The organism is Chitinophagaceae bacterium C216 (assembly GCA_028485475.2).
Taxonomy (GTDB): domain Bacteria; phylum Bacteroidota; class Bacteroidia; order Chitinophagales; family Chitinophagaceae; genus Niabella; species Niabella composti.
In genome coordinates this window covers 258,329-283,094 of the sequence record CP144143.1, presented here as the reverse complement: position 1 = coordinate 283,094, position 24,766 = coordinate 258,329, and the positions used below count along the sequence as shown (strand labels likewise).

Sequence of the window (24,766 nt, the reverse complement as noted above, 5' to 3'; positions counted from 1 at the left end):
AACACCCCAATAATCGTTTTACATAAAGCATAATTATGTAAGCTGTTTTAGAAACAGTTCGTCGTTAAAAGAGGGATTATTGGAATATTCAATAATCCCTCAGTTCCTAACCATTTATTGTATCAACCACATTATCGAATTGATGTTATCGTTTCCGTTAAACTGCCTATTTACTGCATCTTCTACATTTTCTTTATTAATGGTAAACTCATTAGCCGGATAACGCCAACGTTTAGGTACCATACCATTGTTGAGGGTGCCTGGTCCTACACTAAGTGTAGGAATACCTGTTCTTCTTTGTTCAAAGAATGCTTCTCTTCCTGAGTTCATAAAGAAGGCGATGTATTTCTGTTTTGCAATTTGTGAGAGGCCTGTAGCACTATTGTAGGCTACACCGGGATTTGACAGGTAGGTGGTAACATCACCTCCTGTAATATTATAAAATGCCATAGAGGCGGTGATTCCGTTATCATAGTGTTGTTTAGCTGTACCTGCTCCTGATATCCAGCCGCGTTCAATAGCTTCAGCTATTAGAAATTCCTGCTCTGCATATCCCAGAAATATTGTAGGCTCATTTACCTGATTTTGATGATAACGGCTTTTAATGCGCGATGCAGATGCAGAAGTAAGTTGCATTTCAGCCAATGTAAGTCCTCCATCCACCCCATCATAACTGGAGAATTCATTAGCCGGTCTGCCACTTACTGGTTCAGCAAAGGAAAATAATCGGGGATCCTGAAAATCTTTCAACATATTGACAAAATTTTTCTCCATCGATACCGATGTAGCAAAGCTGATATGCTGAAACGTGGGATAGGAATTATTAGTTGCTGAAGTATTGTACACGATTTGTCCATTATCATTGTTATCATTCATCAGCGGATATTTAGTAGGATTACTAATGATGCTTTGAAACTGTTGCTTAATATTCAAGTCCGGATCGTTTTCTTTTTTTGATAGATGTATCAGCAATCTTAATCTGAAAGCATTGATTAGCTTTTTCCACTGAAGCACGGGATCGGGACGCCCTCCGTAGATAATATCGCCGGTTATAGGGCCATTGGCACTGCTGAGCATATTATTGGCTTCTTCCAGTTCCGCTAATAAACCAAGATAGATTTCTTTTTGACTATCATACTTGGGAGTGGCAAGTCCCTCGTGTCCACGCAATGCTTCTGAATAGGGAATATCACCAAATGTTTCGGTAAGCTGGGAGAATAACACCGCCCGAAAGAATTTGGCCAACGCCTTATAATTGTCATTTCCATTCTTAGCCATCTCCTGAACATTTCGAAGGATGTTATAATTGTTATAACTTCCTGTTCCCCAGTTGTAGGTCATAGATTCGGATGTGCGTTCGTAATAAGCTAAATGCCTGTCTACATACGAGTAGTCCGTGTGTGTGATATTAAAAACGGATATTTGTATACCTGTTAATAATAGCGCTGGATCTCCTACAGATGGATTGTCGGGATCAATCTGATAATAGGCATTCTTATGACAGGAGGAGAGCAGTGCGATTAACGAGAATGTAATGAAAGTTATATAGTGTGTAGCTTTCTTCATAGCAAAAAATTTAGGCGGTTAGAATTTTAAATTGATATTGATACCAACATTCCTGTATGATGGTTCAGCCATAGTAGTACCGGAATATGCTTCAGGATCCATATAAGGAACTTTGGTAAACATTAGCAGATTACGCCCTACTAGCGATATACTTACCGATTTAAATGGTGTTTTGTTAAGCGAAGCGGGTTTAAAGTTGTACCCGATAATAACTTCTCTCAGTTTTAAATAGGTCTGTTTGTATAATAACGACTCAGTCACACCATTTGTATAGGTTGCAAATACCCAGTCTATATAATCCACTTTGACATCGTTGGGAGCAAAGGTGCGGTTATCGCTTATGATATTTCCAAAAGCATCGTATACCACATCGCCACCGGTAACTACTACGCCTTTTCCAACATAAGTTTTCTGTCCTGCATAGGAATCTTCCCTATAAGAGTTGGCTGTGGCAGGATGCGAACCTCCTTCGTACATTTTCGCCTCCACACCATTAAACATGTTGCCCCCCACGCGGCCATCCAGTAAAAAGCTAAATGAAAATTGCTTCAACCGAAAGGCATTATTAATGCCATAATCAAAGTCGTGTTCATGCACTCCTAAATTGATTAACTGGTTCAAATATTTGGGTAAGCCGTTTTCATATACAATCTGTCCGTCAGGAGATTTTTCCCATACCCATCCTGTATAGGCTAGCTCACCTCCCCATCTTGCCGGATCCACATTGATTCTATCGCCTACTTTTATCAGTCCTCTGCTTTCGACTCCTCCATACAATTCTTTTACATAGTTTCTGATGCGGCTATAGTTTACCAAAATATCCCATCCGAAATTTTTGTTTTGAATAGGCGATGCGTTTAATACTATTTCCCATCCCCGTCTGTTATATACATCGCCATTTACACGATAAGAAGAATAACCTGAAGCTTGTGATAGGCTGATATCTCTGGGTGAGTCTTTATCAAGATAGCTATAGTATGTGAGATCTAATCCTAAACGATCATTCAGGAATTTGGTTTCAAGACCCACTTCTCTTGAAATTGTTCTACTAGGACGAATGGCTGAATCTAATATTGAACCGGGGCTTGATAACGACGGTACACCATTCCATCTTGTACCTGAGCTATAAGTCGGCACTGTATAATACGGCGATACATCTGATTTTACATCCGCATAAGCTCCTCTAAGTTTTACAAAATTAATAGCATCGGGTAGCCTTACTACATCCGATAAGATAAAGCTCAATGATGCAGAAGGGTAGAAGTAAGAGTTGTAGGGTTTTCGTAATGAGCTACTCCAATCATTTCTCACACTGATGTTGAGGTTAAGAAAGTTTTTATATCCCAAATCGGCATATCCCAAAACACTGTTGACTTCTTTCTCCCAACGATCGTTGTAAGTTGTTGCCGGATCACGCGACATAGCCAGGTTATATACTTTCGGTACCTGTAATCCTCCGGTTGTACTTCCGCCGTTTGTTGAGTAGGATTCGTAACGATTAGCACCGCCGCCTGCAATAGTCATATCCAAATCGCCAAATGTTTTTTGTAAGTGAGTAACGCGTCTGTCTGAAACAATAGTCTACTGGTACTGCTTATCGAGAATGCTCCATAAGGCAATGCCGAATAAGAGATGAAACTGTACGGAGTTTTTAACTCTGATCCGCTGTTACTAAAGGTGCCGCCACTTCTTATCATCAGACTTAAGTTGTCTGAGATATTATAGTTTAAACTTGCAGTTCCAACAACTACATTGTTTTTATATTGACGAAGACGTTCATAAGCTAGGTACCAAGGGTTGTTATACCAAGAGTAGTTGTAGTTCATCTGTTGAATATCCTTTACCCCGTAAGGCTTAAATTGACCTTCCTGCTCGTATCCACCTGCAGGTTTCCAATAATCACGCAGATCTCGTATATCCACATCGGCTCCCATCCATAAGAGTATATTGTAGAAAAAGTTTTCTGGGTTATAAGAATTATCAGGGTAATTGGGTGAAAACTGTCTGTTATAAGATAAGCTTCCCTCAATTTTTATTTTAGGAGAAATTTTGATATCTCCTGCTACCGCAAAGGTGCTGGAATTGAGTTTGGTATTAGGTATCTGTCCACGTTGGTACATATGACTTAACGATACTCTGTAACCTCCTAGTTCGCCACGTGCTGCAACATTGGCGTTGATGGTATACAGCATCTGTGGACGCATGAAGTTCTGCAAATTTTTCTTGCCTCGCGAAATATAGGGTATGGGTTTATAATGGCTTTGTCCTGTGTATCCATTTTGAGTAAACTCGTACCACGTGTTTGGATCGTATGGACTGTTATATTGAGGATATTCCACCCATCCGCTTTCCGTTGTAGGATCAGGTACATCCAGCTTAGGTCCCCAAACGTATCCATAGTTATCATAAAATCCACCACCGCCTTTCCCATCTATAAATGCGTAGTAGCCTTTCCACCCCATACCATATTGAGTCTGATATTCGGGAAGCTTAAGCCAGCCTGCAGTCATTTGAAATCCTTGATTAATGCTAGTCTCTACACCAGACCCCCTTTTGCCTTTTTTAGTAGTAATTTGCAAGGCTCCGTTTACACCAAGACTGCCGTACAGCAAAGCTGCCGCATTACTTTTCAGTACGTTAATGCTTTCGATATCATCAGCATTTAAGTTCCATAAGTCTCCTTGAGAAGGAATTCCATCTATTACAACGAGAGGTGTTTTCCCTCGCAGTGCAATGCTGGCTGTTTCATAAAGGGATGCTTTGTTGTTAATGGTGAGACCTGCAACTCGTCCTGTAAGGCCGGAAATTACCTGAGGCTCGCGTGCTTTGGTCATTGCTTCTCCTTTCACCTCCTGTGTGGCAAATCCTAATACTCTTTTATCTTTTTGTATGCCCAATGCTGTCGTTACAATTACTTCATCCATCCCTAGTGCAGCGGGTAGTAAGTATATTTCTATTTGATGGCTACTAACCTTCAGCTCTTGGGTAACGTATCCAATTCCGGAGACGATAATCGTACTTCCGGAGCGTATGGCTAAGCTGAAGCTACCATCGGTATTAGAGCTCGTGCCATTTGAAGTTCCTTTTTCGATAATACTAATACCAGGAAGGAAAGTACTGTCGCTAGAGGAGCGAACCGTTCCCTTAATATGGACCGTCGTTTGGGCCTGGCATATTATCGAAAGTATGCCTAGCAATACAATTAGAAGTGTTTTTTGCATAAAAGTGGTTTTAAGTTCTTGAATATGTTCATTAACTGGAGGTGTTGTAAATGGTTTATTATCGTTGTTGACTCATAGCATTCGATATTATTAATCGTATGTCACACACTATATGATCTGGCAAGAATATTTCAAATTTCCAATTAAAGGTAATTAATTGAATGAATATTCAATTAATTTATCATTAACTTTAAGCGTGCAATCGATTGCGCGTTTGAAGCGCAGAGATTATAAAATAGGTAATTTAGAATTGCTAAAATATTCCTATCACTAAACTCAAATGCATGGGAAGAAAGAGTTTAAAAGAACCAAGACAAAAAGAAATTATTGAAGCTTTTTACAGACTGGCTAAAAAGGAAGGGCTTGAAAATGCATCTATTGCCAAAACTGCCAATCTGATAAAAATAAATCCCAGTTTAGTGATGCATTATTTCAAGACAAAGGAGCATCTTATTTATGGACTTGTAGAGTATATACTACATAAGTATTTGCAGATTTTTAAAATTCCACCACGTTATCAAAACGATCCTAAAAAAGCCCTGAAGATTGTAATTGAGAATATTTTTTCTCATAAATGGAATACGTTATTTGACGATAGTGTTTCTTATAGTTGTTATGCACTTGTATTTCGCAATAAAATAATAAGAGGAAAATATAAATCCCTTTTGGATGAGCTTCGTAAAAAACTGGAGCAGCTTATCATCAGTTGTAATGAACAAAAAGTGCTTTCAGTAAAGAATCCAGCATATACGGCCGATCTCATTTTTGTATTAGTAGATGGTGCATATTATTATTTAAGTCTTGCTGATGATAAAAAAGAATATACAACCAAGCTTAGTAATTATAAAAGAGAAGCGTTCAAGCTGTTGGGATTGACCTAAACTCAGGTTTTTTTTGATAAAATCATTATCATTGCCATTACAGCTATGCCGCCCCAAACCAGATTTACTACAATATTAGGATGGTCCTCCAGAAAGAAGGCATGCACAATCATACCTATGGCACCTGCCAGGTTCATAAAATGATACAATATACTATTGGCCTTGAGTTTTCGTATACTTAGCAGAAAGTAGGCTATCAAGTAAAAGACAGTACCCAGCCATCCCAAAACACTGGCGGATGTAAATCCGGCAAGCAATGCACACAGCATAAAAATCATGATGATAGATTTTGATACAAGTTTGATGACTCTATTCAATTTGAGTGTGTCTTAGCTCCAGAAGATTTAGCGCATTCGTGGTAAATCCTTTTACATTCTTTTGTACTAAATGAATGACTTTATCGTACCATAAAGGAACAACCGGCGCATCATTAATGGCTATCTGATCAGCTTTTCTGTATAGCGCATATCTAATAGAATCGTTGGTTTCTTGAATGGCCTGCTCAAACACTTTATCAAATTCAGGATTGTTGTATCGCGTATAGTTGGGAGGCGCGGGATTTTTAGAATAAAATACCGATAGATAATTTTCTGCATCGGGGTAGTCGGCTATCCAACCCCCACGGAAGAACGCGGTTTTAGAGCCTGCGGTCATTTCGAACAGCAGCGATTTCTGCACTACTTCCACCTGTACACGTATGCCTAATTCTTCCAACTGTTTTGCAATAAAATTCCCAAAATCAGCATAACCCGAAATGGTGAGCAATTTAATGGGAGGAAGACCTTTTCCTCCGGGGAAACCAGCTTCTTTTAGTAATTGCGCAGCTTTGACAGGATTGTAGTTGTATCCCTTTACGAGGGAGTCGTTAAATGACGGCATTCCTTTGGGAACAAAACCGCTCTGAGCAGGAGTTCCTAAAGAGTTGCGCAGGTAGAGTATCATTTTTTCCCTGTCGAAACCATAATTAATGGCTTGACGCACTTTCTTGAATCGTGTCGGCGCATTTTTAACTAACGGATTGGTGGTGTCCATTAGAAACCCTAAATATTCTACATTTAAATAGGGGTGCGTTTGCAGCTCTATTTTATCTTGCCATTTTTTGCGTAAAGTGCCCTTTTTGGTAAGTACTTCGTCTTTAAAGCTAGGGTCAAGCTCGTTGATAAAGTCCAATTGTCCCTGACGAAATAACAAAAACTCTGTAGCCCTGCTATCTTTAAAACTAATTTTGATGCCGTCGAGATAGGGCAATCGCCTACCGGCACTGTCAAACTCAAAATATTTTTCGTTTTTGGCAAATATCAAAGCCTGTCCTTCTTCCCACACCACAAATTTGAAAGGCCCTGTACCTACGGGATGCTGCCTGAAATCAACCCCATATTGCTGTACCGCTTCTGGGGCCACTACTGAGCAATATTGCATGGAAAGTATGCCCAATATAGGTTGATAGGGACGTAGGAGCTTAAGCTGAAAAATAGTATCGTTAATAGCCGTGAAGGGTTGTATACTATCTACCTTACCATTGAAAATCCATGCGCCCGGACTGGCAGTTTTGGGATCTAGTATCCGCTGAAAACTGAACACCACATCCGATGCCACCATTTTGCGTCCTTTTCCATCGGGAAAGCAGGCGTCGTCATGAAACCACACATCATCTCTCAAGTAAAAAGTATATGTCGTTTTATCCGGAGAAATGTCCCAATGCTTTGCCAGAGAGGGTTTAATATTCAGACTGTCATCTATCTCTACCAATGTGTTGAACAACTGATGGGCGGGCCACATGGTAGACTGGTTCTTGGCGAATGCCGGATCCAGCGAAGCAATACCGGCATATTCGTTATAACGGAATATTTTCTTTTTATTTTTTTCGGAAGGTTGATGGCATGCATATAATAGGGCTATAGCACTTATTATTATTGCCCACTGAGAAAAAATTTGTCTCATTTTGAAAACATAAATCATGCTGACCCCCTTCTTAAATATCGAAATTGACCGTTTATCAACTTAAAAATACTGTTTGAAACCGAAGATTTAAATTTACACCATCAATTGTACAACATGCGTAAAGATATTTATAAGGCAATAATTTTCGCTGTTGCGATGGTGTTTTGTTTTACAGCAAATGCGCAACTAGGAAGCAATAAAAAGCAATTTAGCCGACAAGATTCGCTTCGAGGCTCGCTAAGGCCAGAGCGCGACTGGTGGAATGTGACCCGTTATGATATTGCTGTAAGTGTGGATATACCCCGAAAGTTTATTAAGGGTAATGTAGATATTAGTTACAAAGTACTGCACGTGAGTAGCAACAACCTCATGCAGATTGATCTACAGGAGCCTATGCAGATAGACCGCGTCGAATATCTCGATACCAAAAAAGCTTTATCATTTACTAGAGAAGGAAATGTATATTGGCTGCAACATCCCTCCCCACCCCAACCCGGAAGTGAGCAAAAATTGCGTATTTACTTTAAAGGGCATCCCAAAGTGGCAGTGCGTGCTCCTTGGGATGGAGGATGGGTATGGACCAAAGACTCTTTAGGCCGCGATTGGGTTACGGTGGCATGTCAAGGCCTCGGAGCCAGTGTTTGGTATCCTTGTAAGGATCATCAAAGCGACGAGCCGGATAAAGGTGCATCCCTCTCGATAACCGTTCCGGATTCGCTTACGGCTATTGGCAACGGCCGGCTGATAGGTACCACGGCTCATGCTAATGGAACCACCACCTGGAAATGGGAGGTAACATCACCTATCAATACCTATAATATCGTTCCCTACATAGGCAAATATGTAAATTTTAAAGACGCTGTGCAAGGACTGAAAGGGCAGTTGGACCTGAGTTATTGGGTTTTGGATTATAATTTATCAAGAGCCCGGCAACAATTTGCTGTGGTACCTGAAATGATTCGTTGTTTTGAAGACTGGATGGGACCTTATCCGTTTTATGAAGATAGCTACAAGCTTGTAGAGTCGCCGCACCTAGGTATGGAACACCAAAGTGCTGTAGCTTACGGCAATAGATATCGCATGGGCTATCTGGGAAGAGATTTAAGTAATAGCGGGTGGGGCTTAAAGTGGGATTTTATCATTATTCATGAAAGTGGACACGAATGGTTTGGAAATAATATTACCTCAAAGGATATCGCCGACATGTGGGTGCATGAAGGGTTTACTAATTATACCGAGACGATGTTTACCGAATGCTTATTTGGTAAAAAAGCAGGTTCTGAATATGTTATCGGTCTCCGCAATGCTATACAAAACGATATACCTATTATCGGTCCTTATGGTGTAAATAAGGAGGGAAGTGGTGATATGTATTATAAAGGGAGCAATATGATACATACCATCCGACAGGTTATTGATAATGATAGTATATTTAAAGATATCTTACGAGGACTGAACAAAGACTTCTATCATCAAACCGTTACCGGTAAACAAGTAGAAGAATATATAAGCCGAAAAAGTGGTAAAGATCTCAGCAAAATATTTGAACAGTATCTTCGAACTGTTCAAATTCCCGAACTTCAATACTACAAGAAGGGAAAATATATTTTCTACAAGTGGGAAAATGTGGTTAAAGGATTTGACATGCCGATAAAACTCATCAACGGGAAATGGATTTATCCTAAAGAAACTTTAAAAAAGATAGCATTAGACGAGCTCGGTGATACGGGTTTTGAAGTAATTCCTGATTTTTACATTACAGTGAAAGAAATTTAGTTTTGCCATTCCGAGTGCTCACAAAATATCCTATGTTTGATATGTTTGGCAACCAATAAGTAAACCGGAGTTTTTCTAATGAGTGTAAAAATCAGGCAGCAAAGCATTATTTCTTCTTTAGTCATTTATTTTGGCTTTGCTATTGGATTACTCAATACCTACTTTTTTACCAAGGAAGGGCTATTTACAAGTGCAGAGTACGGTTTAACAAAGATATTTATTGATATCGCCACGCTAATTGCATCTCTGTCCACCTTTGCCATGCCGGGCTTTATCTATAAGTTCTATCCTTACTATAATGATAACCTCAAGCCTCGAGAGAGCGATATGCTGGCCTGGGCGGTTTTGGTGAGTATTGTAGGGTTTGTGCTGATTGTATTTTTGGGATGGAGTTTTAAAGAATTAGTATATCGGAAATACAGTGCCAATTCTCCTTTGTTTGTTACTTACTATTACTGGGTTTTTCCAATGGGGTTGGGATTAACGCTCTATAATGTTTTCGAGGCTTATGCCTGGAGTTTGCATAAATCCATTCTTACCAATTTTGTTAAAGAAGTAGAATGGCGTTTGCTCACTACTATTATTATTGTTCTCTTTTTTTTTAACGTCATACCCGATTTTGACACATTCATTAAACTGTATGCTTTTACCTATCTGGGAATTGCGCTTACGTTGCTGATCTATATATTGGTAACCAAAAAAGCCTTTTTTGTTTTTAGAATCAGTAAGGTTACCAGAAGATTTATTAAGAAGATTGCACGCTTTTGTTTTTTTATCTATAGTGGCGGACTGATATTTACTTTGGCACAAGTATTCGACTCCTTTGTAATAGGAGCAGTACTGGATAACGGAATGGAAAAAGTAGGGATATTCAGCCTGGCCTATATATTAACCAGCTTGATTCAGGCTCCTCAGCGTGGAATTATTGCGGCTTCTGTAGCGCATCTGGCTCAAGCTTGGAAAAATAAAAACCTGCAAACCATACAAACCATCTATCAGCGTTCTTCCATCAACCAGCTAATTTTTGCTTCGTTTATGCTTATGTTGATTACGTTGAATTATCAGAATGCAGTGATAGCTTTCAAGCTGAAACCCGAATATTTGTTGGGTTTTCATGCTTTTATAATTCTGGGATTAATGCGCTTGGTGGATATGGGATCGGGCGTAAATGCTCAGATTATAGGCACTTCTAATTACTGGAAATTTGAACTATTTAGCGGAGTAGTGCTACTACTGCTGATGTTGCCCTTGAATTATTTTCTTACAAAGAAATTGGATATACTGGGGCCGGCACTAGCGAATTTGCTTTCAATGACAGTGTATAATCTGATACGCATTGTATTCCTTTGGAAAAAGTACCGCTTATTTCCTTTTACCCCTAAATCGGTGCATACTATCAACCTCGCTTTAGGTGTATTCCTTGTTACCTGGTTTTTATTTAAAGACTGGCAAGGGTTTACGGGTTTATTTTCGAGAAGCCTTTTTGCGCTGGTGCTATTTTGCGGAGGTATATATATACTCAATCTTTCACCGGATGTTCAGCCCGTTTTGCAATCGCTCCATCAACGCATGCGTTCAATTTTAGGCAAAAATAAAAAAGGATAGCAAGTAATTGCTACCCTTTTTATCCAATGATGCTATCATGTCTTCACCATAATTGGTTGGAAGATGATAATTCGTATATAACACCGAATCCAAAGCTATAGTATTTATTGGGATTGTTAATGCCGGGACCGGTACGGTTGTCGAGATTCTTAGAGAAGAATCTTAGATTGCCTTCAGCCAAAATCTTAAAACGATCGTTTATTTTATATTTAACTCCTAAACCGGCGGGCATTACAAAGCCCGTTCTGTCTTTGCTGTCTTTGGGGCCTAAGCTGGAAGTATAATTGAATAATGTATAAACGCCGGCACCCACATTTACAAACGGGGTGATGTTATTGATGCTTAAATCGATGAAATCATATTCTGCTTTTGCCGATACTTCAATCATTTCGGTTTGGAAATAACCGGAGGGTTTTTCTTCTTGGGAGAGCACATTTGTATTATCGGCTCTCATGCGACCTCCAAACAATTCTCCGCGAACATATAGTTTATCCCAGACTTTTCTACGATAATTAAGAGAAGCGTAAAGGGATGAGTGACTGGCTAGAGAGGCATCTACAGCAAATCTTCCTGAATAGGATAGAGCTCCAAAACCCAATCCCAAACTGTTTTTCTGTGCTATATATGTCTGAGCGAAAGCAATAGAAGATGCTGTAATAAGCATAAACGCTAGAATAAGTTTTTTCATAGTTATAATTATTTTATTCGAACTATTTTGCCCAACTTCTTGCACTTAAATTGTTCAATTGTTCTTCTATAATAGCGGCCTGTTCGGGTGTGAGGGGTGTATTGTTAAAACCATTCTCCGCATCAAGCGAGGATTTGATAATCCTGCTTTCAAAAAGACGGTTTTCAAATACTTCTTCCCATGTTACAGAACCGCCTAGGTTTAGTGGATTGGTAATGCGATTCCTTACTAAAGTCTTTCTTAAATCGGGGTAATATACCCAGAATGCAGCATGTTCGCTATTTTCTAGTGTATATCCATCAGAAGTGGTATAACTAATGACAGGTGCAATACCTAGGATGCGCACATAGGTTTTGCCATCACGCTTGTTAAAAAGCCACTCTTCTTTTATTCTGAATTTGTATACAGAGTCAGGCGATATCATTCGGTTTCTTACCTGATACCCTACGATATTACCATCTAGGTCATATTTGGCAGATGTATCTGTTCCTCCACCGAATGCAGCTAGGGCTTCTTCAAAGGTGATGGGAGTTGTAAATCGATCGTCAATATTGCTGAAGGCCTGTACGCCGTCTTCTTTAATGGCTTTAAGAAGAATGTTGATAAATCGTTTATCATTATCGCCTTCAATTGTTTTATTATAGAAGTATTTGGCGTTTTGAGGGGTACGTGCATCTATAGTGCGCCATGCCCTTATGCGAAAAGCTGCATCAGCTGCATAGAGCGGCGTATAAGCTAAAGGCTGTGCTGTACTGTCAATATCGTCATCTTCCAAAATATTGTCTTTTCTTAAGGAAGGTTTATAAGTACCATACAAACCGCCTTCGCCTTCGTCTTCGACAACTTCGATAGGTAAATTGACTTCAGGTTGCGACGTATAGTCACCACTTTCTCCTGAAGGTGTAGCATATTGGCTATTGGATTGTGTTGACTGATTATTGTTTCTTCTGTTAGATCTCTGTGAAGGTGTTGTATCGTAAGCACTTCGCGGTGCATTTTGAGCATGCACACTATCCACATCTAAAAGGAATGCACAACACAAAGTAAAAAATACAAGTTGTTTCATGGTACTTTACTTTTTAATACAGGTTAAACGCAATAGGAGCTAATGTTCGTGGCCCTCCCGGACCTACAGCTCTTATTTCATCAATAGTAATCGTACTTCCGGGCTGTGCTCTTTCAATAAGACTACGTGCCGGAGCAAAACTGTTGCCGGATACAGCTTTGTACATGAATTCAGGATAACCGGCTCCTGCAAAAGTGATTGTGTAACTGGTAACGGTAAACTTTACGCCTTCGAAGACAAAGTTTTCCAGCTCTGCTCGCACGCCAGACTGTGCTTTAAAATCGTTTACACGCATGCGTCCTCCACGACTATTTCCTACCATGGCCGTAGGAGTGGGTACCGTTTTTACACGAAAGTCGAAGCTTGTGGTTTTCTTTCCATCGTTTACAGTAATTGTTGCGGTGCCCGGGGTTGTAACACGCGCAATGTATCTGCCATTGCTACCGGTGATTGTACCTTGGCTGATTGAAACTTTTAAATTGCTAGCATTGGTGCCACTACCTCCACCGATGGAAATAGGGTTATCTAGACCTACATACAATACTTTAACCGCATCGGCACTTACTGTAAGGCCAGTGGGTGCTGCTACAACGTACTGAATATCTTTAGTGAGTGTTGCAGTAGTACCATCGGGTTTGACAAACGAAACGTTTACTTTTTTAGTGTAAGATCCCGGGTTCCCCGCAACAGTTTTATATTCGGCAAGGCCATTTTCGTTTAAAGGTACTTGTACGCCATCAATCGTTACTGAGGGTTTTGCATTTTTACTAAATGCTCCCACTCCGGCAGTAATGGTAAATTCACTTCCGGGATATAATACTTGAGAGTTGGCTGTGGCCAAAGCCTGAAACTCGTCATATACTACCTGTACTTCACCAATTTGATTATGACAATATTCTACGACTTGTGCCTCGGCGTTTTTGATATCGCTTTGGAATTTGGAAAGAATAGTGATGGCCGCAAGTGCAGGTGTTCGTCTAAAGTATGCAGCCTCCCAAGTATTATTGCTTTTGTTTTGTACCGGAGGCATACTCAGGTCCAGCGGAAAACTGTTTTTAAACTGTGCTTCTATTTTTGGATCGATACTCAATATATTGTTTTTGTATTCTGTTAATCGTTTGAGTAACTCTTTTCCGTTTGGTTCATCCACCATAATTTTCGTTGGCGCATTGGTGTTTTTTTCATTGAAATGGTCGCCAGAGGAGCCGGCTTCGTTTTTTATTTTGGTTTTTAAATCTTCTATATAAGCAACCAGCTCATCAGAAAGTTGCTTAGCTTTATCTGCTTTGGGTTTCCAAATTGAGGCCAGCTCGCTCGTTTTGGGATCTTTCAGTTTTGACTCGAAGGATGAGAAAATGGTGTTGGTTTTATTATCAATGACAGCACTGGCATTGGAGAAGCTTTTATCCATGGTTCTGAAAGCGTTCAGAACTTCGCTGGATACATTTAGTGCTAATAATGCCGTAAGCACTAAATACATCACATTGATCATCTTTTGTCGGGGCTCCTTAGGTAAAGCCATAGGATAATGAATAATTTAAGGTTAACGACTACGCGATGTTACTTTTGTTGTGTATCTTTTATCATCGTATTAGGATCCTTTTATTTGCATGGCTGCAATCATACTGCTATACATTTGATTTAGCTTTTGCAGATTTTTAGCCAGTTCAGCCATTTCTTTTTGTGTGACTTTAGCATCTTCAGCACTGCTGATAAGTGCATGCGATGTTTCAGCAAGCTTGTTGTAATAGGTATTAACACGGTTGATTGCTAAAGTAGCCTCTTTTACCTGCTTGGCATATTCGTCTGTTTCTACAACAGTATTAGTAGCGTTAGCTATTTTGATAATATTGGCTTCAAGTGTTTTAAAGCCTTCGCTTAGCTTTTGGAGTGATTCGGGAGTAATATCGGCTGCCTGCAACATTTCATCCAGTGCGGCAAGAGAACTGCCAGTTTTTGTCGGTGTTTGTTTTTGTGCGATGGTTTCCTGTTGGGGTGCGTCATCTAATGCTTGAGGCTTAAAGGCATACATATATGCATATACCAGAAAAACCAATGCTTCGGTATACATACCGAATTTCAACCACGTATCGGGATTGCCGATAGGTGCAGTGTTGGTAAGCTTAAACAATGCACCTAAAAGTACAGGTACTGCCCCTAGTGAAAAGAAAACGTTCAAATAACGTTGAATGTTTGTGCTTCTTCCTTCATTCATTGTAAAAAAGTTTTATAGTAGTTGATTTTTATTGTGGCATATTTAATACAACTCTAAATCCTAGATAAGAGTGTGTTGCATCCATATCATCGTAAGAACGATTGGAGGTAGTTTGCATGGATGGGGTATCCTTCCAGCTGCCGCCTCTAATCACTTTTCTTCTTTGGAATCGAGATTGTGTTGTCGGTGTACCTATTTGAATATCCGGGTTAAAACGATTTTGAAAGTTTTCGCCTCCTTCGTAATAAGAGGTCAGCACCCATTCCGAAACGTTATCGGTCATATTGTACAACCCTATATTGCCTTTTTGACCTTCATATACGTTTACGGGAAATATTCTGGCGGGTTGTTCTTCAGATGTATCTTTTTTCTTTTTCGCAGCCTTTGCGTTTGCTTGGGCCGTTCTTTCATCAAGGCTGGCTGCATATAACCATTCTGCTTCGGTTGGGAGTCGACAGCGGCCTCCTTGTGATAGTTTATTTTTAATTTGATAAGGGTAGATTTTTTGTTTGGTAATCCAGTCGCAGAAAGCATTTGCCTGATTCCAGCTTACACCTACAACCGGAAAGTTTTGATATTTGGGGCTGCTGAAATAATTAACGGCCATGTGTTCATTGTTGGAGTAACCGAAGTCGCGTAACCAACAAAGTGTATCCGGATAAATGGGGATTTCATATTTGTAAATAAATTCTGTGGGGTTTCTGTCGCGATTTTCTTTCTTAGCTGCTTCAAGATAATTGAAGCCGTGCATCAGGTATACCAGCCTCTTGGGATCGATGCTTCTTTTATTGTCAACAGATCTGGAGGGATCGATGAAGAAGTCTCCTAGTCTTTCAATGATTTGAGGATTATTATAATTAATTTTAGAAGCCAATTTCCAGTTTACAGCTGTATCACTGCCATTGATTTTTATGTATTCGCCTCCTAAAATTCTTGCTGCAATAGAGTCGCGTACCCAGTGCACGAATTCTCTATATTGAGCGTTTGTAATTTCGGTTTGCGAAATATAAAAGCCGCTTATTAACACTGGTTTGACACGTTCTTTTTTTGTTACCGACGAGGTGTCGTTTTCATCTCCCATGATAAAGGTTCCGGTAGGAATTTCTACCACCGATAAGGGAATAGTAGATGAAATTGCCGATTTTTTAGCTACTAGTTTTTTTAATCGCAAGCTTTTTTGCGCATAAACACTATTGCTGATAAGTAAAAAAGTAATAACAAAGCATGAAATGAACCTCATATCTTTTATGGTGTTTTATACTCAAAGTGTGTAATAGCTTTTCAGCAAATGATATACCAAAGCCGCCAAAATGCACCAGCAGATGATTTTTGTTTGCTATATCTTTGTTAGCTTATATTGTTTTTAGTGCTTGTTCCAAGTCTTGAATCAAATATTCCGGTTCTTCCAGTCCGCAGTATAATCGTATGTGGCGGTGATATTCATTATCCGGGTTGTAGTCTTGTTCCGGTATAAAAGTGCAACGGGGTATCACAAGACTTTCATGACCACCCCAGCTTACGGCCATCAGAAAGTGTCGTAAACTTTCACAGAAATGGATGATTGAGCTTCTGTCATATTTTTTCAGAATTATCGTAACCAACCCTAGTGCAGCTTTCATCTGCTTTTTGGCGAGCTCATACTGTTCAAACGAAGGATGAAAAGGAAATATAATTTTTTCTATAGCAGGATGCTGGTCCAAAAAGCTTATTATCCGCTGCGTGGTTTGATGGATGCGTTCCAGACGCAAAGGCAGTGTGCGAAGACCTCTTAATAAAAGCCATCCGTTAAAAGGCTGGAGACTGCTACCGATTGTCATCAACTCGGTATCGAAAATCTTTTTCATCATGGCGTTACTTCCGCATAGTACACCTCCTAATGTATCACTATGCCCCCCGATGTACTTGGTTGCTGTCTGCATGGCAATATCAATACCTATATCTATTACATTCTGATAAATGGGAGTGCAATACGTATTATCGATGAAGGTGACGATATTATGTTTTTTAGCGAGTTGCGCTATTTGTGCCAGTGGCTGTAATTCATAAGTCCAGCTGTTGGGAGATTCCAAATAGAATAAGACTGTATTGTTCTGCCGTGCATTTTCCCACTCCTCAATAGTTTTTCCGTCTATATATGAAACCGTAACACCAAATCTTGGCAAAATAGCATCGAACATTTTTTTGGCCGAACTGTACGGATTTTTTACAGATACGATGTGGTCTCCGGCTTTTACATTTGCAAATACCCCGGCGAAAATAGCAGCAGCGCCACTGCTAAACAACAAGCAATCCTCTGCATGATCTAGGGCAGCTAATTTTTTGCGTAATATATCGGTTGTGGGATTAATACCCCTGCTGTAAACATAGGCTTGGCGCTCATCCTCAGCAATTTTACTAAAATCTTCTACTGTTTTAAATGCAAAGTTGCTGGCCTGCCAAATGGGAGGAGCCACTGCATTAAAATAAAGCTCCCTGTCCTCTCCCAGCTCATTAATGATATTGGAAATATCCATTTTATAATACTTTCTTTTTGGTGTTTTTATAAAAAATAAAGTATAGTAGCATGAACAATGCCAACACACTTAATCCTATCAGCGCTGCATGGTCATTTTTTTTGTAGTCCAGCGCAATGCTTGTTCCTACAAAAGCATAGGCCGCAATGAATATAATGGGTATTAACGGATAAAGTTTCATCTTATAGATGCCGGTCCCGTCAAGATGTTTTGTTTTTCTCCTGAAATAAAAAATACTGCCGGCAGATAAAGCCATGCCGAAGCAGTCTAAAAAAATGGAGAAGCTGAGTATTTTATCAAACTCTTCAGCCCAAAATACCACCAATACAGCTATTAATGAAAAAACTGTAAGCGAAGTGCTGAATACCCCATTTTTATTAGTGGATGAAAAAAATGAGGGAAGCACCTTGTCCTGACTCATGGCATACATCACGCGCGGATTACTTAATAAGGAGCCGTTGATATAAGCCAGCACTCCGAGAAATAGAAGTACAGAGAGTACGGTTTCGGCTTTGGAACCTAAAACCTTTGAAGCCATAATGGCTGCTATATTTTTGCTTTCCTTCAATTGCTCAAACCCTATCACGTATACGTACGCGTAATTCACCAGCAGATATAAGGATACGATGATAAGCATTCCCCAGAAGATGCTGCGAGGAACAGTTTTAGAGGGGTTTTTGATTTCTTCTCCAAAATTAATGGTCTGCTGATAGCCTCCATACGTAAAACTCACCGCCACTAGTCCAATTCCAAAAGCTTTAATATATTCTTTCATTGTGGGCGATATTACGCCTTCAGGTTGTATTCTAGGAGCGGGATCCGCAAAAAATATTGATAATACTAGTAAGGCAACTAAGCCGATTTTGATAAGCATTAATACATTTTGTGTACGGGAACTCATCCTCAGTCCCAGCATGTTGACACCATAGAATATAATAATGGCCACTATTGCTGTAATGATCTCTATGGTTTTGATATTGGGTGCGCTGGGAAATAGGATGCCTGCGATATATTCTGCACCTACCAGTGCTACCATTCCTAATGAAGCGGCATTACTTACAAGTATGATACAATTGATGGCAAAGGCAATGGAAGGATGGTAAGCGTAAGAAAATACTTTATAGTATCCGCCAGTTGCTGGGGTGCGCGATCCTATTTCGGCATAAGTCAACGCTCCGCAAAAAGCCACTAGGCCTCCAGCCAGCCAACATAAAAAATAGGTGATAACATCGGGTGTAGCACGCGCCACATTGATGGGTGCTCTAAATATCCCCATGCCTATTACAAAACTGACACTTATCATAGTAAGGTCAAATAGGCCAAGTTGCTTTTTCATCGTATTGAAGATATGTAATTAATAATTTCCGTTTCTAGAATGCAGGAAAACTATCAAAAACCGCATTTTATGTACTTAGGGGGTCAAAAATAAGTTTATCGGGCGGATTATGATAAAAAGCTAATCTTTGCAGTAAAGTTTATAGAGCATCGAAAGTATTAATCCGAACACTGTGATAAGTTCCGGTACTCGGAAATCTTTGTTCGGCTGCTTTTATACAAAGGTTTCAAGAGCGATGCTATAGCATGGACTTAGTTATGTAAATAAGTGCCCTGAATTAGGTAAACAACTGATTAATATCATTTTATTTATAAGAACGTACACGCAAATTTGTATTATGGGATACCTACTAGCGTTGTTTATAGGCCTTTCTTTGGGGCTCATTGGCGGAGGGGGCTCTATATTAACGGTTCCCATATTGGTCTATTTGTTTGATATACCCCCTGTGTTGGCCACCTCTTATTCCTTGTTTATAGTTGGCGTAACCAGCTTTGTAGGTTCTATAACGCACTGGGCAACTAACAAGTTGGATATGAGGATGGTACTAATATTCGGTTTAGCATCGGTCATGACGGTATTTTGTATTCGTCATTATATTATACCTAATTTACCGCAGGAGATAAGTATAAGTGGGCTTTCGATACCGGTTTCATTCATTACTATGATGCTTTTTGCTCTCTTAATGATAGTCTCCTCTTTTTCGATGATAAGGACGCATGAGCATGAACAAACATCTCAGCATAATACTAGTGTATTGAAAATACTCGGTTATGGAGTAGGAGTAGGACTGGTCACTGGGCTTCTGGGTGCTGGAGGGGGATTTTTATTGATTCCGGCATTAGTATTATTATTGCGTCTTCCGGTGAAAAGAGCCGTGGGAACCTCCTTGTTGATTATTACCATCAATAGTCTTATCGGCTTTGCCGACGATGTGACGCATCATAACATGGACTGGAAGTTGTTATTAAAAATTACCGGTGTGTCAATCGCTGGCATTTTAATCGGGATCGCATTGGGAAAAAGAATGGATGGTAGTGTATTGAAAAAGGGGTTCGGGTGGTTTGTATTGCTGATGGGGATTTACATTATTGTTCATGAGATATCACTCATTACCACATGATTTTAAAATAATCATATATGATCGAATGGATCAAACAACCTTGGCCTTGGTGGGTGGCCGGTCCGCTGATAGGGCTTACCGTGCCGGCTTTATTACTCTTAGGTAATAAGCATTTTGGTATTTCCGCCAATCTGCGTCATATATGCGCCGCATGTTTTCCGGCAAACATTTCCTTTTTCAAATACAACTGGAAAAAAGAAATGTGGAATCTGTTTTTTGTAGCCGGACTGATATTAGGTGGTTTTATTGCTGCAACCTGGCTTCCGGACCCCAATCCTGTCGAGGTGGCTCCGGCTTTATTGTCAGAGCTGAATCAATATGGCATTACTGATCATCAGCATCAGTTGCCTTCAGAAATATTTAGCTGGCAAGGCTTCTTAACAGTAAGAGGATTGCTGATGTTGGTTGTAGGAGGGTTTCTGGTAGGATTTGGTACCCGTTATGCAGGTGGCTGTACCAGCGGCCATGCGATTATGGGATTGAGCAACCTGCAATGGCCTTCGCTGGTAGCGACTATTTGCTTTATGATTGGCGGATTTGTTATGGCAAATCTGATATTACCCTTTATTCTCAACCTCTAACGATCCATTATGAAAGAAGCAATAAAAGATACCGACTTTGAAGTGCGCCTTGATAATGATGTGATGGTACAGGAACCATGGTGGCGCAATATTAAATACTTTATTGTAGGTGTTTTGTTCGGCGTCGTATTTGTCAAAGCCGAAATTATTTCCTGGTTTCGCTATCAGGAAATGTTTCGCTTGCAAAGTTTCCATATGTACGGCGTTATAGGATCGGCTGTAGTAGTGGGAATGATTTCGGTGTGGTTGATTAAAAAGTTCAATATAAAAACCATTGATGGTGCCCCCATCACATTTGCCCCCAAAAAGTTTAATAAAGGACAGATATACGGAGGGGTGATGTTTGGACTAGGATGGGCTATGACTGGAGCTTGCCCGGGTCCCATATTTGTACAAATTGGTACTGGGGTAGGGGTAGTGCTTGTGGTACTGTTAAGTGCTATTGCCGGTACCTGGGTATATGGGTACCTGAGGGATAAACTTCCTCATTAATTATGTAAATAATGAAAACATATATATATGCAGATAGAGCAATTTGAAGATGTAAGTCTGGCCCATTATAGTTATGCTATATTGAGTGAGTGTCAGAAAGAGATTATTTTGATTGATCCGTCCCGTAACCCTCAACCCTATTATGATTACGCAAAAAAGCATGATGCTAGAATCGTCGGTGTTATTGAAACGCATCCTCATGCAGACTTTGTGAGCAGTCATGTAGAGATTGCTAATACTACCGGAGCTACAATTTATGTAAGCGAAAAAGTAGGCGCTTTTTATCCTCATCAGTCTTTCGATGAAGGACAGATTATCGAGTTGGGTAAGATGCGTCTGATAGCACTGAATACTCCGGGACACTCTCCGGATAGTATATGTATTCTGCTGGAACATGAAGGCATACAGAAGGCGGTTTTCACCGGGGATACATTGTTTATAGGCGATTGTGGTCGGCCCGATTTAAGGGAAGGAGCGGGGAGTATACAACTCAGCAGAAATGAGCTGGCGCGCATGATGTACCATTCGCTACATGAAAAGCTGGCTTTGCTGAACGATGACGTTATCGTATATCCGGCGCACGGGGCGGGAACGCTTTGCGGTAAAAACTTGAGCGATGCTCCCAAAAGCACTATCGGTATCGAAAAGCAGACCAACTGGAGCTTACAACCCATGTCCGAGCAAGAATTCATGCAGCAGCTTCTAGAGGATCAGCCTTTTATACCGGCTTATTTCCCCTTTGATGTAGAGTTAAATCGCAAAGGTGCAGCACCGTTTAAAGAAAGTGTGGAAAAAGTACCCTTTAGTACTATGGTACCAAATTTGGAAGAAGAAATATTAATCATCGATACGCGTCCTCAGGATGCATATAAAAAAGGTCATCTACCCCATTCGGTGAATCTAATGAAAGGGGATAAGTTCGAAACTTGGTTGGGTAGCATCGTAAAACCAGGAGAACCCTTTTATATAGCAGCTGCCGATAAAAGCAGTGTGGATACGGCCATAGAACGCGCTGCAGCTATTGGTTACGAAACCAGTATACAACATGCTTTTATTGTTAATACCGGCTCATTGGCACAACCATTACTGGATGTGGAAGAATTTAGAAAGCACCCCGACGATTACACCATTGTAGATGTGCGTAACGACACCGAAGTGAAGAAGCGCCGAATCTTCGAAAATAGCATCGCAATTCCTTTAGGACAACTAAGAAATAATATTGATAAGATCCCTTCCGGTAAACCAATAGTAGTGCACTGTGCTGGAGGGTATAGAAGTGCGGCAGCAAGCTCCTTGCTACGAGCAAAATTACCGGCTGATGCAGTTGTATATGATTTGGGCGATGCAGTAAAAACTTTTTAATACGGCTTAGTGAAGGATAATGCACCCATAGATGTGGGTGCATTATTATTTAAGGATATGCCTCTTATATTTTTTGTAATGAAATTAAGCTGGTGTATTTAGCATTTTCTTACTTTTGCTGCGGTTTTTGGTCTCCGTTGTATGCGGAGTTAAAAGGGAAGTCCGGTGAAAGTCCGGCGCTATCCCCGTAGCTGTAAGGGCTCTTTCAGATTGGAAAGAAGTTTCAACAAAGAACCACTGTCCGGTAGGGATGGGAAGGTGTTGAAGCGGCCCAAGCCAGAAGACCTGCCAGAAATCACTATTACGAATCAGGCTTTCGGGTGAAAAGCATGAGATGTAACCGCTCTTTTGCGTTTATACCTCTCCTTCTTTTTCTTTCCGAGAGCAGTCAAACTAAAATTTATCACGCATGAAAAGGAAAATTTTAGTAGTGGCTGCTGTTATACTTCATGGCACACTACACGCTCAGCACGAAACCGTTAACAAAGACTTGGACGAAGTGGTAGTTACCGCTACCAGAAAAGAACAAAAGCAATCTCAAACCGGTAAAGTAATTACCGTAATTGACAGAGCGACGTTGGAAAACAATCCCGGTAAATCCCTCACCGAAATTCTAAATCAGTATGCAGGTCTCTTTACAGTAGGCGCCAATAATGCTCCTGCATCCAATCAAGAGTTTTATATGCGTGGTGCAGCTACGGGCAATACTTTGTTCTTGATTGATGGTATTCCACTGCAGGATCCGTCTTTTATTACCAATATTTACGACCTGAACAATATTAAGCCCGAGCATATCGAGCGTATCGAAATATTAAAAGGTGCACAAAGTACACTTTGGGGGAGTGCGGCCGTAGCAGGTGTGATTAATATCATTACTAAAAAGGGAGGAGAAAAATCCATATCCCCGTCCGTATCACTAGCATACGGAACTTACAACACTTTTCAAGGCGATGTTAGTATCAAAGGAAGTATAAAGCGTTTCTCGTATAATGTTATATATAACCGTACGCAGACCGATGGTTTTTCTGCAGCATATGATAGTATTGGCGGCCGTTCGTTTGACAAAGACGGATTAAGGCAAAATAACTTTCAGGCCAATCTGCAGTATCGTATTTCTGATGTACTCTCGATACAATTGATGAGTAATTACGGTCAATATAAAGCTGATGCAGATGCTGGTGCCTATGCCGATGATTATGATATCACTGCTCGAAGCAAGACCTTCATCAATAATCTGGGGCTACATTATAAGCGCGGCAAAACTACGTTACACCTTACACAAAGCTTTGTGCGTTCCGATCGTTTTCACTATGATGATAGCACAGATGTGGGAGCGCTGCGTCTGGATCCGGCGGCTACTTACTATACCGTCTGGTCAGATGCTGGATATAAGGGATTGTCTTCGGTAACGGAATTGTATGGTAACTACCACTTCTCTTCGCACGCCTCCATAGTAGGAGGTGTGCAGTATATCGCACAAAAAACCGATCAGCATTACACGAGCATATCCAATTACGGACCTTATGATGCATTGCCAATTAGCAGCGATTCGGCCAAAGCACGCAATCTTTCTGTATATGCATCTCTATTACTTGCAGAATTAAAGCGTTTTAATATTGAGATAGGTGGGCGCTATAATCATTTTAGCGTATATGGTAATAATACCACTTTTACCTTCAACCCTTCATATCACATAGGTGATGGGGCCATTGTTTTTTTAAACGTATCCAGCGGATATAATACGCCTTCATTGTATCAGCTGTACAGCGAGTATGGAAACAGAGACTTGAAGCCTGAAAAAAGTATCAACTACGAATTAGGGTTGCAGACTTTTATGGACGATAATCGCAATCATTTACGCATTGTGGCATTTAAAAGGGATATTAAGGATTTGATCATTTTCTATACTAATCCTGATACTTATGTCAGCCAATACCGAAATCGTGACGAACAACACGATTACGGTTTTGAGGTGGAGAGCAATGTGGTAGTGGGTAATATAGGCCGTTGGGTGAACAACTTTTCGTACATCAATGGGAATGGTACTAACGATGGTGAAAAAATCCGTAACCTTTACCGCAGGCCTAATTTTACCTTCAATAGTACGCTTACTTTAAATCCCTCTTCCCGGCTTACCCTTGCACCGGCATTCCGCTTTGTAGGGGAGCGTCTTGCAGGGGAGTATGATTTGGGTGGGCCCAATCCCATGCCGGCCTATTATACCGTAGATTGTTATGTGGCGTATAAAGTAAACCGTTGGCTGAAGTTGTTTGGAGATTTTCGCAACATCACCGATCAAAAATATTTTGATGTATACGGATATAATAGCCGTCGTTTTAACTTTTTAGCCGGTTTGCGGTGTTCTTTGTAGCGGCTTATACGTCAACCAATGCCATGTAATAT

20 protein-coding genes and 1 riboswitch are annotated in these 24,766 nt (G+C 40.3%); of the genes, 8 read left to right on the top strand and 12 right to left on the bottom strand.

The window, feature by feature from the left end; genetic code table 11:
* Positions 1-114: 114 nt before the first annotated feature.
* From PIECOFPK_RS01150 to PIECOFPK_RS01140, 3 genes are read right to left on the bottom strand one after another with little or no spacing between them, the layout of a single operon-like run.
* Positions 115-1,566, bottom strand: a complete 1,452-nt coding sequence (locus PIECOFPK_RS01150; RefSeq protein WP_409966321.1) for a SusD/RagB family nutrient-binding outer membrane lipoprotein — start codon at positions 1,564-1,566, stop codon at positions 115-117.
* Positions 1,567-1,584: 18 nt separating this feature from the next.
* Complete coding sequence (locus PIECOFPK_RS01145; protein ID WP_409966320.1) at positions 1,585-3,090, bottom strand: hypothetical protein; 1,506 nt, start codon at positions 3,088-3,090, stop codon at positions 1,585-1,587.
* Positions 3,087-4,787 carry a carboxypeptidase-like regulatory domain-containing protein gene (locus PIECOFPK_RS01140; protein WP_409966319.1) on the bottom strand — a complete coding sequence of 567 codons (1,701 nt, stop codon included), beginning with the start codon at positions 4,785-4,787 and terminating at the stop codon, positions 3,087-3,089. Before PIECOFPK_RS01140 ends, PIECOFPK_RS01145 begins: the two co-directional genes overlap by 4 nt.
* Positions 4,788-5,071: 284 nt before the next feature.
* Here PIECOFPK_RS01140 and PIECOFPK_RS01135 point away from each other — a divergent pair, with 284 nt between their 5' ends.
* Complete coding sequence (locus PIECOFPK_RS01135; RefSeq protein ID WP_330975116.1) at positions 5,072-5,668, top strand: TetR/AcrR family transcriptional regulator; 597 nt, start codon at positions 5,072-5,074, stop codon at positions 5,666-5,668.
* 2 nt (positions 5,669-5,670) lie between these two features.
* On the opposite strand, the gene PIECOFPK_RS01130 is transcribed toward PIECOFPK_RS01135, so the two are convergent.
* Positions 5,671-5,946 (bottom strand): CBU_0592 family membrane protein, encoded by a 276-nt coding sequence (locus tag PIECOFPK_RS01130; protein WP_409966318.1) that lies wholly within the window; start codon positions 5,944-5,946, stop codon positions 5,671-5,673.
* Between the two features lie 31 nt (positions 5,947-5,977).
* On the bottom strand, positions 5,978-7,609 hold the full coding sequence (locus PIECOFPK_RS01125; protein ID WP_409966317.1) for an ABC transporter substrate-binding protein: 1,632 nt from the start codon (positions 7,607-7,609) through the stop codon (positions 5,978-5,980).
* Positions 7,610-7,723: 114 nt separating this feature from the next.
* Between PIECOFPK_RS01125 and PIECOFPK_RS01120 the strand changes: the two genes are divergently transcribed.
* Together PIECOFPK_RS01120 and PIECOFPK_RS01115 are read left to right on the top strand one after the other, a co-directional pair.
* Positions 7,724-9,385: a M1 family metallopeptidase gene (locus tag PIECOFPK_RS01120; RefSeq protein ID WP_409966316.1), complete on the top strand. Its 1,662-nt coding sequence runs from the start codon at positions 7,724-7,726 to the stop codon at positions 9,383-9,385.
* Positions 9,386-9,463: 78 nt separating this feature from the next.
* Positions 9,464-10,990 carry a lipopolysaccharide biosynthesis protein gene (locus PIECOFPK_RS01115; protein ID WP_409966315.1) on the top strand — a complete coding sequence of 509 codons (1,527 nt, stop codon included), beginning with the start codon at positions 9,464-9,466 and terminating at the stop codon, positions 10,988-10,990.
* A 43-nt stretch (positions 10,991-11,033) separates the two neighbouring features.
* On the opposite strand, the gene PIECOFPK_RS01110 is transcribed toward PIECOFPK_RS01115, so the two are convergent.
* The 7 genes from PIECOFPK_RS01110 to PIECOFPK_RS01080 all read right to left on the bottom strand — a co-directional run bounded on the left by PIECOFPK_RS01110 (position 11,034) and on the right by PIECOFPK_RS01080 (position 18,808).
* Complete coding sequence (locus tag PIECOFPK_RS01110) at positions 11,034-11,678, bottom strand: DUF6089 family protein (RefSeq protein WP_409966314.1); 645 nt, start codon at positions 11,676-11,678, stop codon at positions 11,034-11,036.
* Between the two features lie 22 nt (positions 11,679-11,700).
* Positions 11,701-12,744: a gliding motility protein GldN gene (gene gldN / locus PIECOFPK_RS01105; RefSeq protein ID WP_330975110.1), complete on the bottom strand. Its 1,044-nt coding sequence runs from the start codon at positions 12,742-12,744 to the stop codon at positions 11,701-11,703.
* Positions 12,745-12,757: 13 nt separating this feature from the next.
* Positions 12,758-14,266, bottom strand: a complete 1,509-nt coding sequence (gene gldM / locus PIECOFPK_RS01100; RefSeq protein ID WP_409966313.1) for a gliding motility protein GldM — start codon at positions 14,264-14,266, stop codon at positions 12,758-12,760.
* A 69-nt stretch (positions 14,267-14,335) separates the two neighbouring features.
* The gene (locus PIECOFPK_RS01095) at positions 14,336-14,959 is read right to left on the bottom strand and encodes a GldL-related protein (protein WP_330975108.1); all 624 of its coding nucleotides are present in this window, start codon (positions 14,957-14,959) and stop codon (positions 14,336-14,338) included.
* A 28-nt stretch (positions 14,960-14,987) separates the two neighbouring features.
* The gene (locus PIECOFPK_RS01090) at positions 14,988-16,199 is read right to left on the bottom strand and encodes a formylglycine-generating enzyme family protein (protein ID WP_409966312.1); all 1,212 of its coding nucleotides are present in this window, start codon (positions 16,197-16,199) and stop codon (positions 14,988-14,990) included.
* Positions 16,200-16,311: 112 nt separating this feature from the next.
* A complete protein-coding gene (locus PIECOFPK_RS01085) occupies positions 16,312-17,472 on the bottom strand; it encodes a trans-sulfuration enzyme family protein (RefSeq protein WP_330975106.1) in 1,161 nt (386 codons plus the stop codon).
* Between the two features lies 1 nt (position 17,473).
* On the bottom strand, positions 17,474-18,808 hold the full coding sequence (locus PIECOFPK_RS01080; RefSeq protein ID WP_330975105.1) for an APC family permease: 1,335 nt from the start codon (positions 18,806-18,808) through the stop codon (positions 17,474-17,476).
* Between the two features lie 337 nt (positions 18,809-19,145).
* On the opposite strand from PIECOFPK_RS01080, the gene PIECOFPK_RS01075 reads away from it, so the two are divergent.
* From PIECOFPK_RS01075 to PIECOFPK_RS01055, 5 genes are all read left to right on the top strand, one after another.
* Positions 19,146-19,928 carry a sulfite exporter TauE/SafE family protein gene (locus PIECOFPK_RS01075; RefSeq protein ID WP_330975104.1) on the top strand — a complete coding sequence of 261 codons (783 nt, stop codon included), beginning with the start codon at positions 19,146-19,148 and terminating at the stop codon, positions 19,926-19,928.
* Between the two features lie 17 nt (positions 19,929-19,945).
* The gene (locus tag PIECOFPK_RS01070; RefSeq protein ID WP_409966311.1) at positions 19,946-20,509 is read left to right on the top strand and encodes a YeeE/YedE family protein; all 564 of its coding nucleotides are present in this window, start codon (positions 19,946-19,948) and stop codon (positions 20,507-20,509) included.
* A gap of 9 nt (positions 20,510-20,518) precedes the next feature.
* The gene (locus PIECOFPK_RS01065) at positions 20,519-21,001 is read left to right on the top strand and encodes a DUF6691 family protein (protein WP_409966310.1); all 483 of its coding nucleotides are present in this window, start codon (positions 20,519-20,521) and stop codon (positions 20,999-21,001) included.
* Between the two features lie 27 nt (positions 21,002-21,028).
* Entirely contained in the window at positions 21,029-22,363 is a 1,335-nt protein-coding gene (locus PIECOFPK_RS01060) for an MBL fold metallo-hydrolase (protein WP_409966309.1), read from the top strand.
* Positions 22,364-22,474: 111 nt separating this feature from the next.
* Positions 22,475-22,671: riboswitch (cobalamin riboswitch) on the top strand.
* Between the two features lie 101 nt (positions 22,672-22,772).
* Complete coding sequence (locus PIECOFPK_RS01055) at positions 22,773-24,734, top strand: TonB-dependent receptor plug domain-containing protein (protein WP_409966308.1); 1,962 nt, start codon at positions 22,773-22,775, stop codon at positions 24,732-24,734.
* Positions 24,735-24,766 lie beyond the last annotated feature (32 nt).

What these genes read in the sequence shown, in the direction of transcription:
- PIECOFPK_RS01055 (WP_409966308.1), top strand. Translation starts at nt 22,773, where the DNA reads ATGAAAAGGAAAATTTTAGTAGTGGCTGCTGTTATACTTCATGGCACA.
- PIECOFPK_RS01145 (WP_409966320.1), bottom strand. Translation starts at nt 3,090, where the DNA reads ATGACTATTGCAGGCGGCGGTGCTAATCGTTACGAATCCTACTCAACA.
- PIECOFPK_RS01125 (WP_409966317.1), bottom strand. Translation starts at nt 7,609, where the DNA reads ATGAGACAAATTTTTTCTCAGTGGGCAATAATAATAAGTGCTATAGCC.
- PIECOFPK_RS01090 (WP_409966312.1), bottom strand. Translation starts at nt 16,199, where the DNA reads ATGAGGTTCATTTCATGCTTTGTTATTACTTTTTTACTTATCAGCAAT.
- PIECOFPK_RS01120 (WP_409966316.1), top strand. Translation starts at nt 7,724, where the DNA reads ATGCGTAAAGATATTTATAAGGCAATAATTTTCGCTGTTGCGATGGTG.
- PIECOFPK_RS01085 (WP_330975106.1), bottom strand. Translation starts at nt 17,472, where the DNA reads ATGGATATTTCCAATATCATTAATGAGCTGGGAGAGGACAGGGAGCTT.
- PIECOFPK_RS01140 (WP_409966319.1), bottom strand. Translation starts at nt 4,787, where the DNA reads ATGCAAAAAACACTTCTAATTGTATTGCTAGGCATACTTTCGATAATA.
- PIECOFPK_RS01130 (WP_409966318.1), bottom strand. Translation starts at nt 5,946, where the DNA reads ATGATTTTTATGCTGTGTGCATTGCTTGCCGGATTTACATCCGCCAGT.
- PIECOFPK_RS01150 (WP_409966321.1), bottom strand. Translation starts at nt 1,566, where the DNA reads ATGAAGAAAGCTACACACTATATAACTTTCATTACATTCTCGTTAATC.
- gldN (WP_330975110.1), bottom strand. Translation starts at nt 12,744, where the DNA reads ATGAAACAACTTGTATTTTTTACTTTGTGTTGTGCATTCCTTTTAGAT.
- PIECOFPK_RS01070 (WP_409966311.1), top strand. Translation starts at nt 19,946, where the DNA reads ATGATCGAATGGATCAAACAACCTTGGCCTTGGTGGGTGGCCGGTCCG.
- PIECOFPK_RS01115 (WP_409966315.1), top strand. Translation starts at nt 9,464, where the DNA reads ATGAGTGTAAAAATCAGGCAGCAAAGCATTATTTCTTCTTTAGTCATT.
- PIECOFPK_RS01075 (WP_330975104.1), top strand. Translation starts at nt 19,146, where the DNA reads ATGGGATACCTACTAGCGTTGTTTATAGGCCTTTCTTTGGGGCTCATT.
- PIECOFPK_RS01095 (WP_330975108.1), bottom strand. Translation starts at nt 14,959, where the DNA reads ATGAATGAAGGAAGAAGCACAAACATTCAACGTTATTTGAACGTTTTC.
- PIECOFPK_RS01065 (WP_409966310.1), top strand. Translation starts at nt 20,519, where the DNA reads ATGAAAGAAGCAATAAAAGATACCGACTTTGAAGTGCGCCTTGATAAT.
- PIECOFPK_RS01080 (WP_330975105.1), bottom strand. Translation starts at nt 18,808, where the DNA reads ATGAAAAAGCAACTTGGCCTATTTGACCTTACTATGATAAGTGTCAGT.
- PIECOFPK_RS01060 (WP_409966309.1), top strand. Translation starts at nt 21,029, where the DNA reads ATGCAGATAGAGCAATTTGAAGATGTAAGTCTGGCCCATTATAGTTAT.
- gldM (WP_409966313.1), bottom strand. Translation starts at nt 14,266, where the DNA reads ATGGCTTTACCTAAGGAGCCCCGACAAAAGATGATCAATGTGATGTAT.
- PIECOFPK_RS01135 (WP_330975116.1), top strand. Translation starts at nt 5,072, where the DNA reads ATGGGAAGAAAGAGTTTAAAAGAACCAAGACAAAAAGAAATTATTGAA.
- PIECOFPK_RS01110 (WP_409966314.1), bottom strand. Translation starts at nt 11,678, where the DNA reads ATGAAAAAACTTATTCTAGCGTTTATGCTTATTACAGCATCTTCTATT.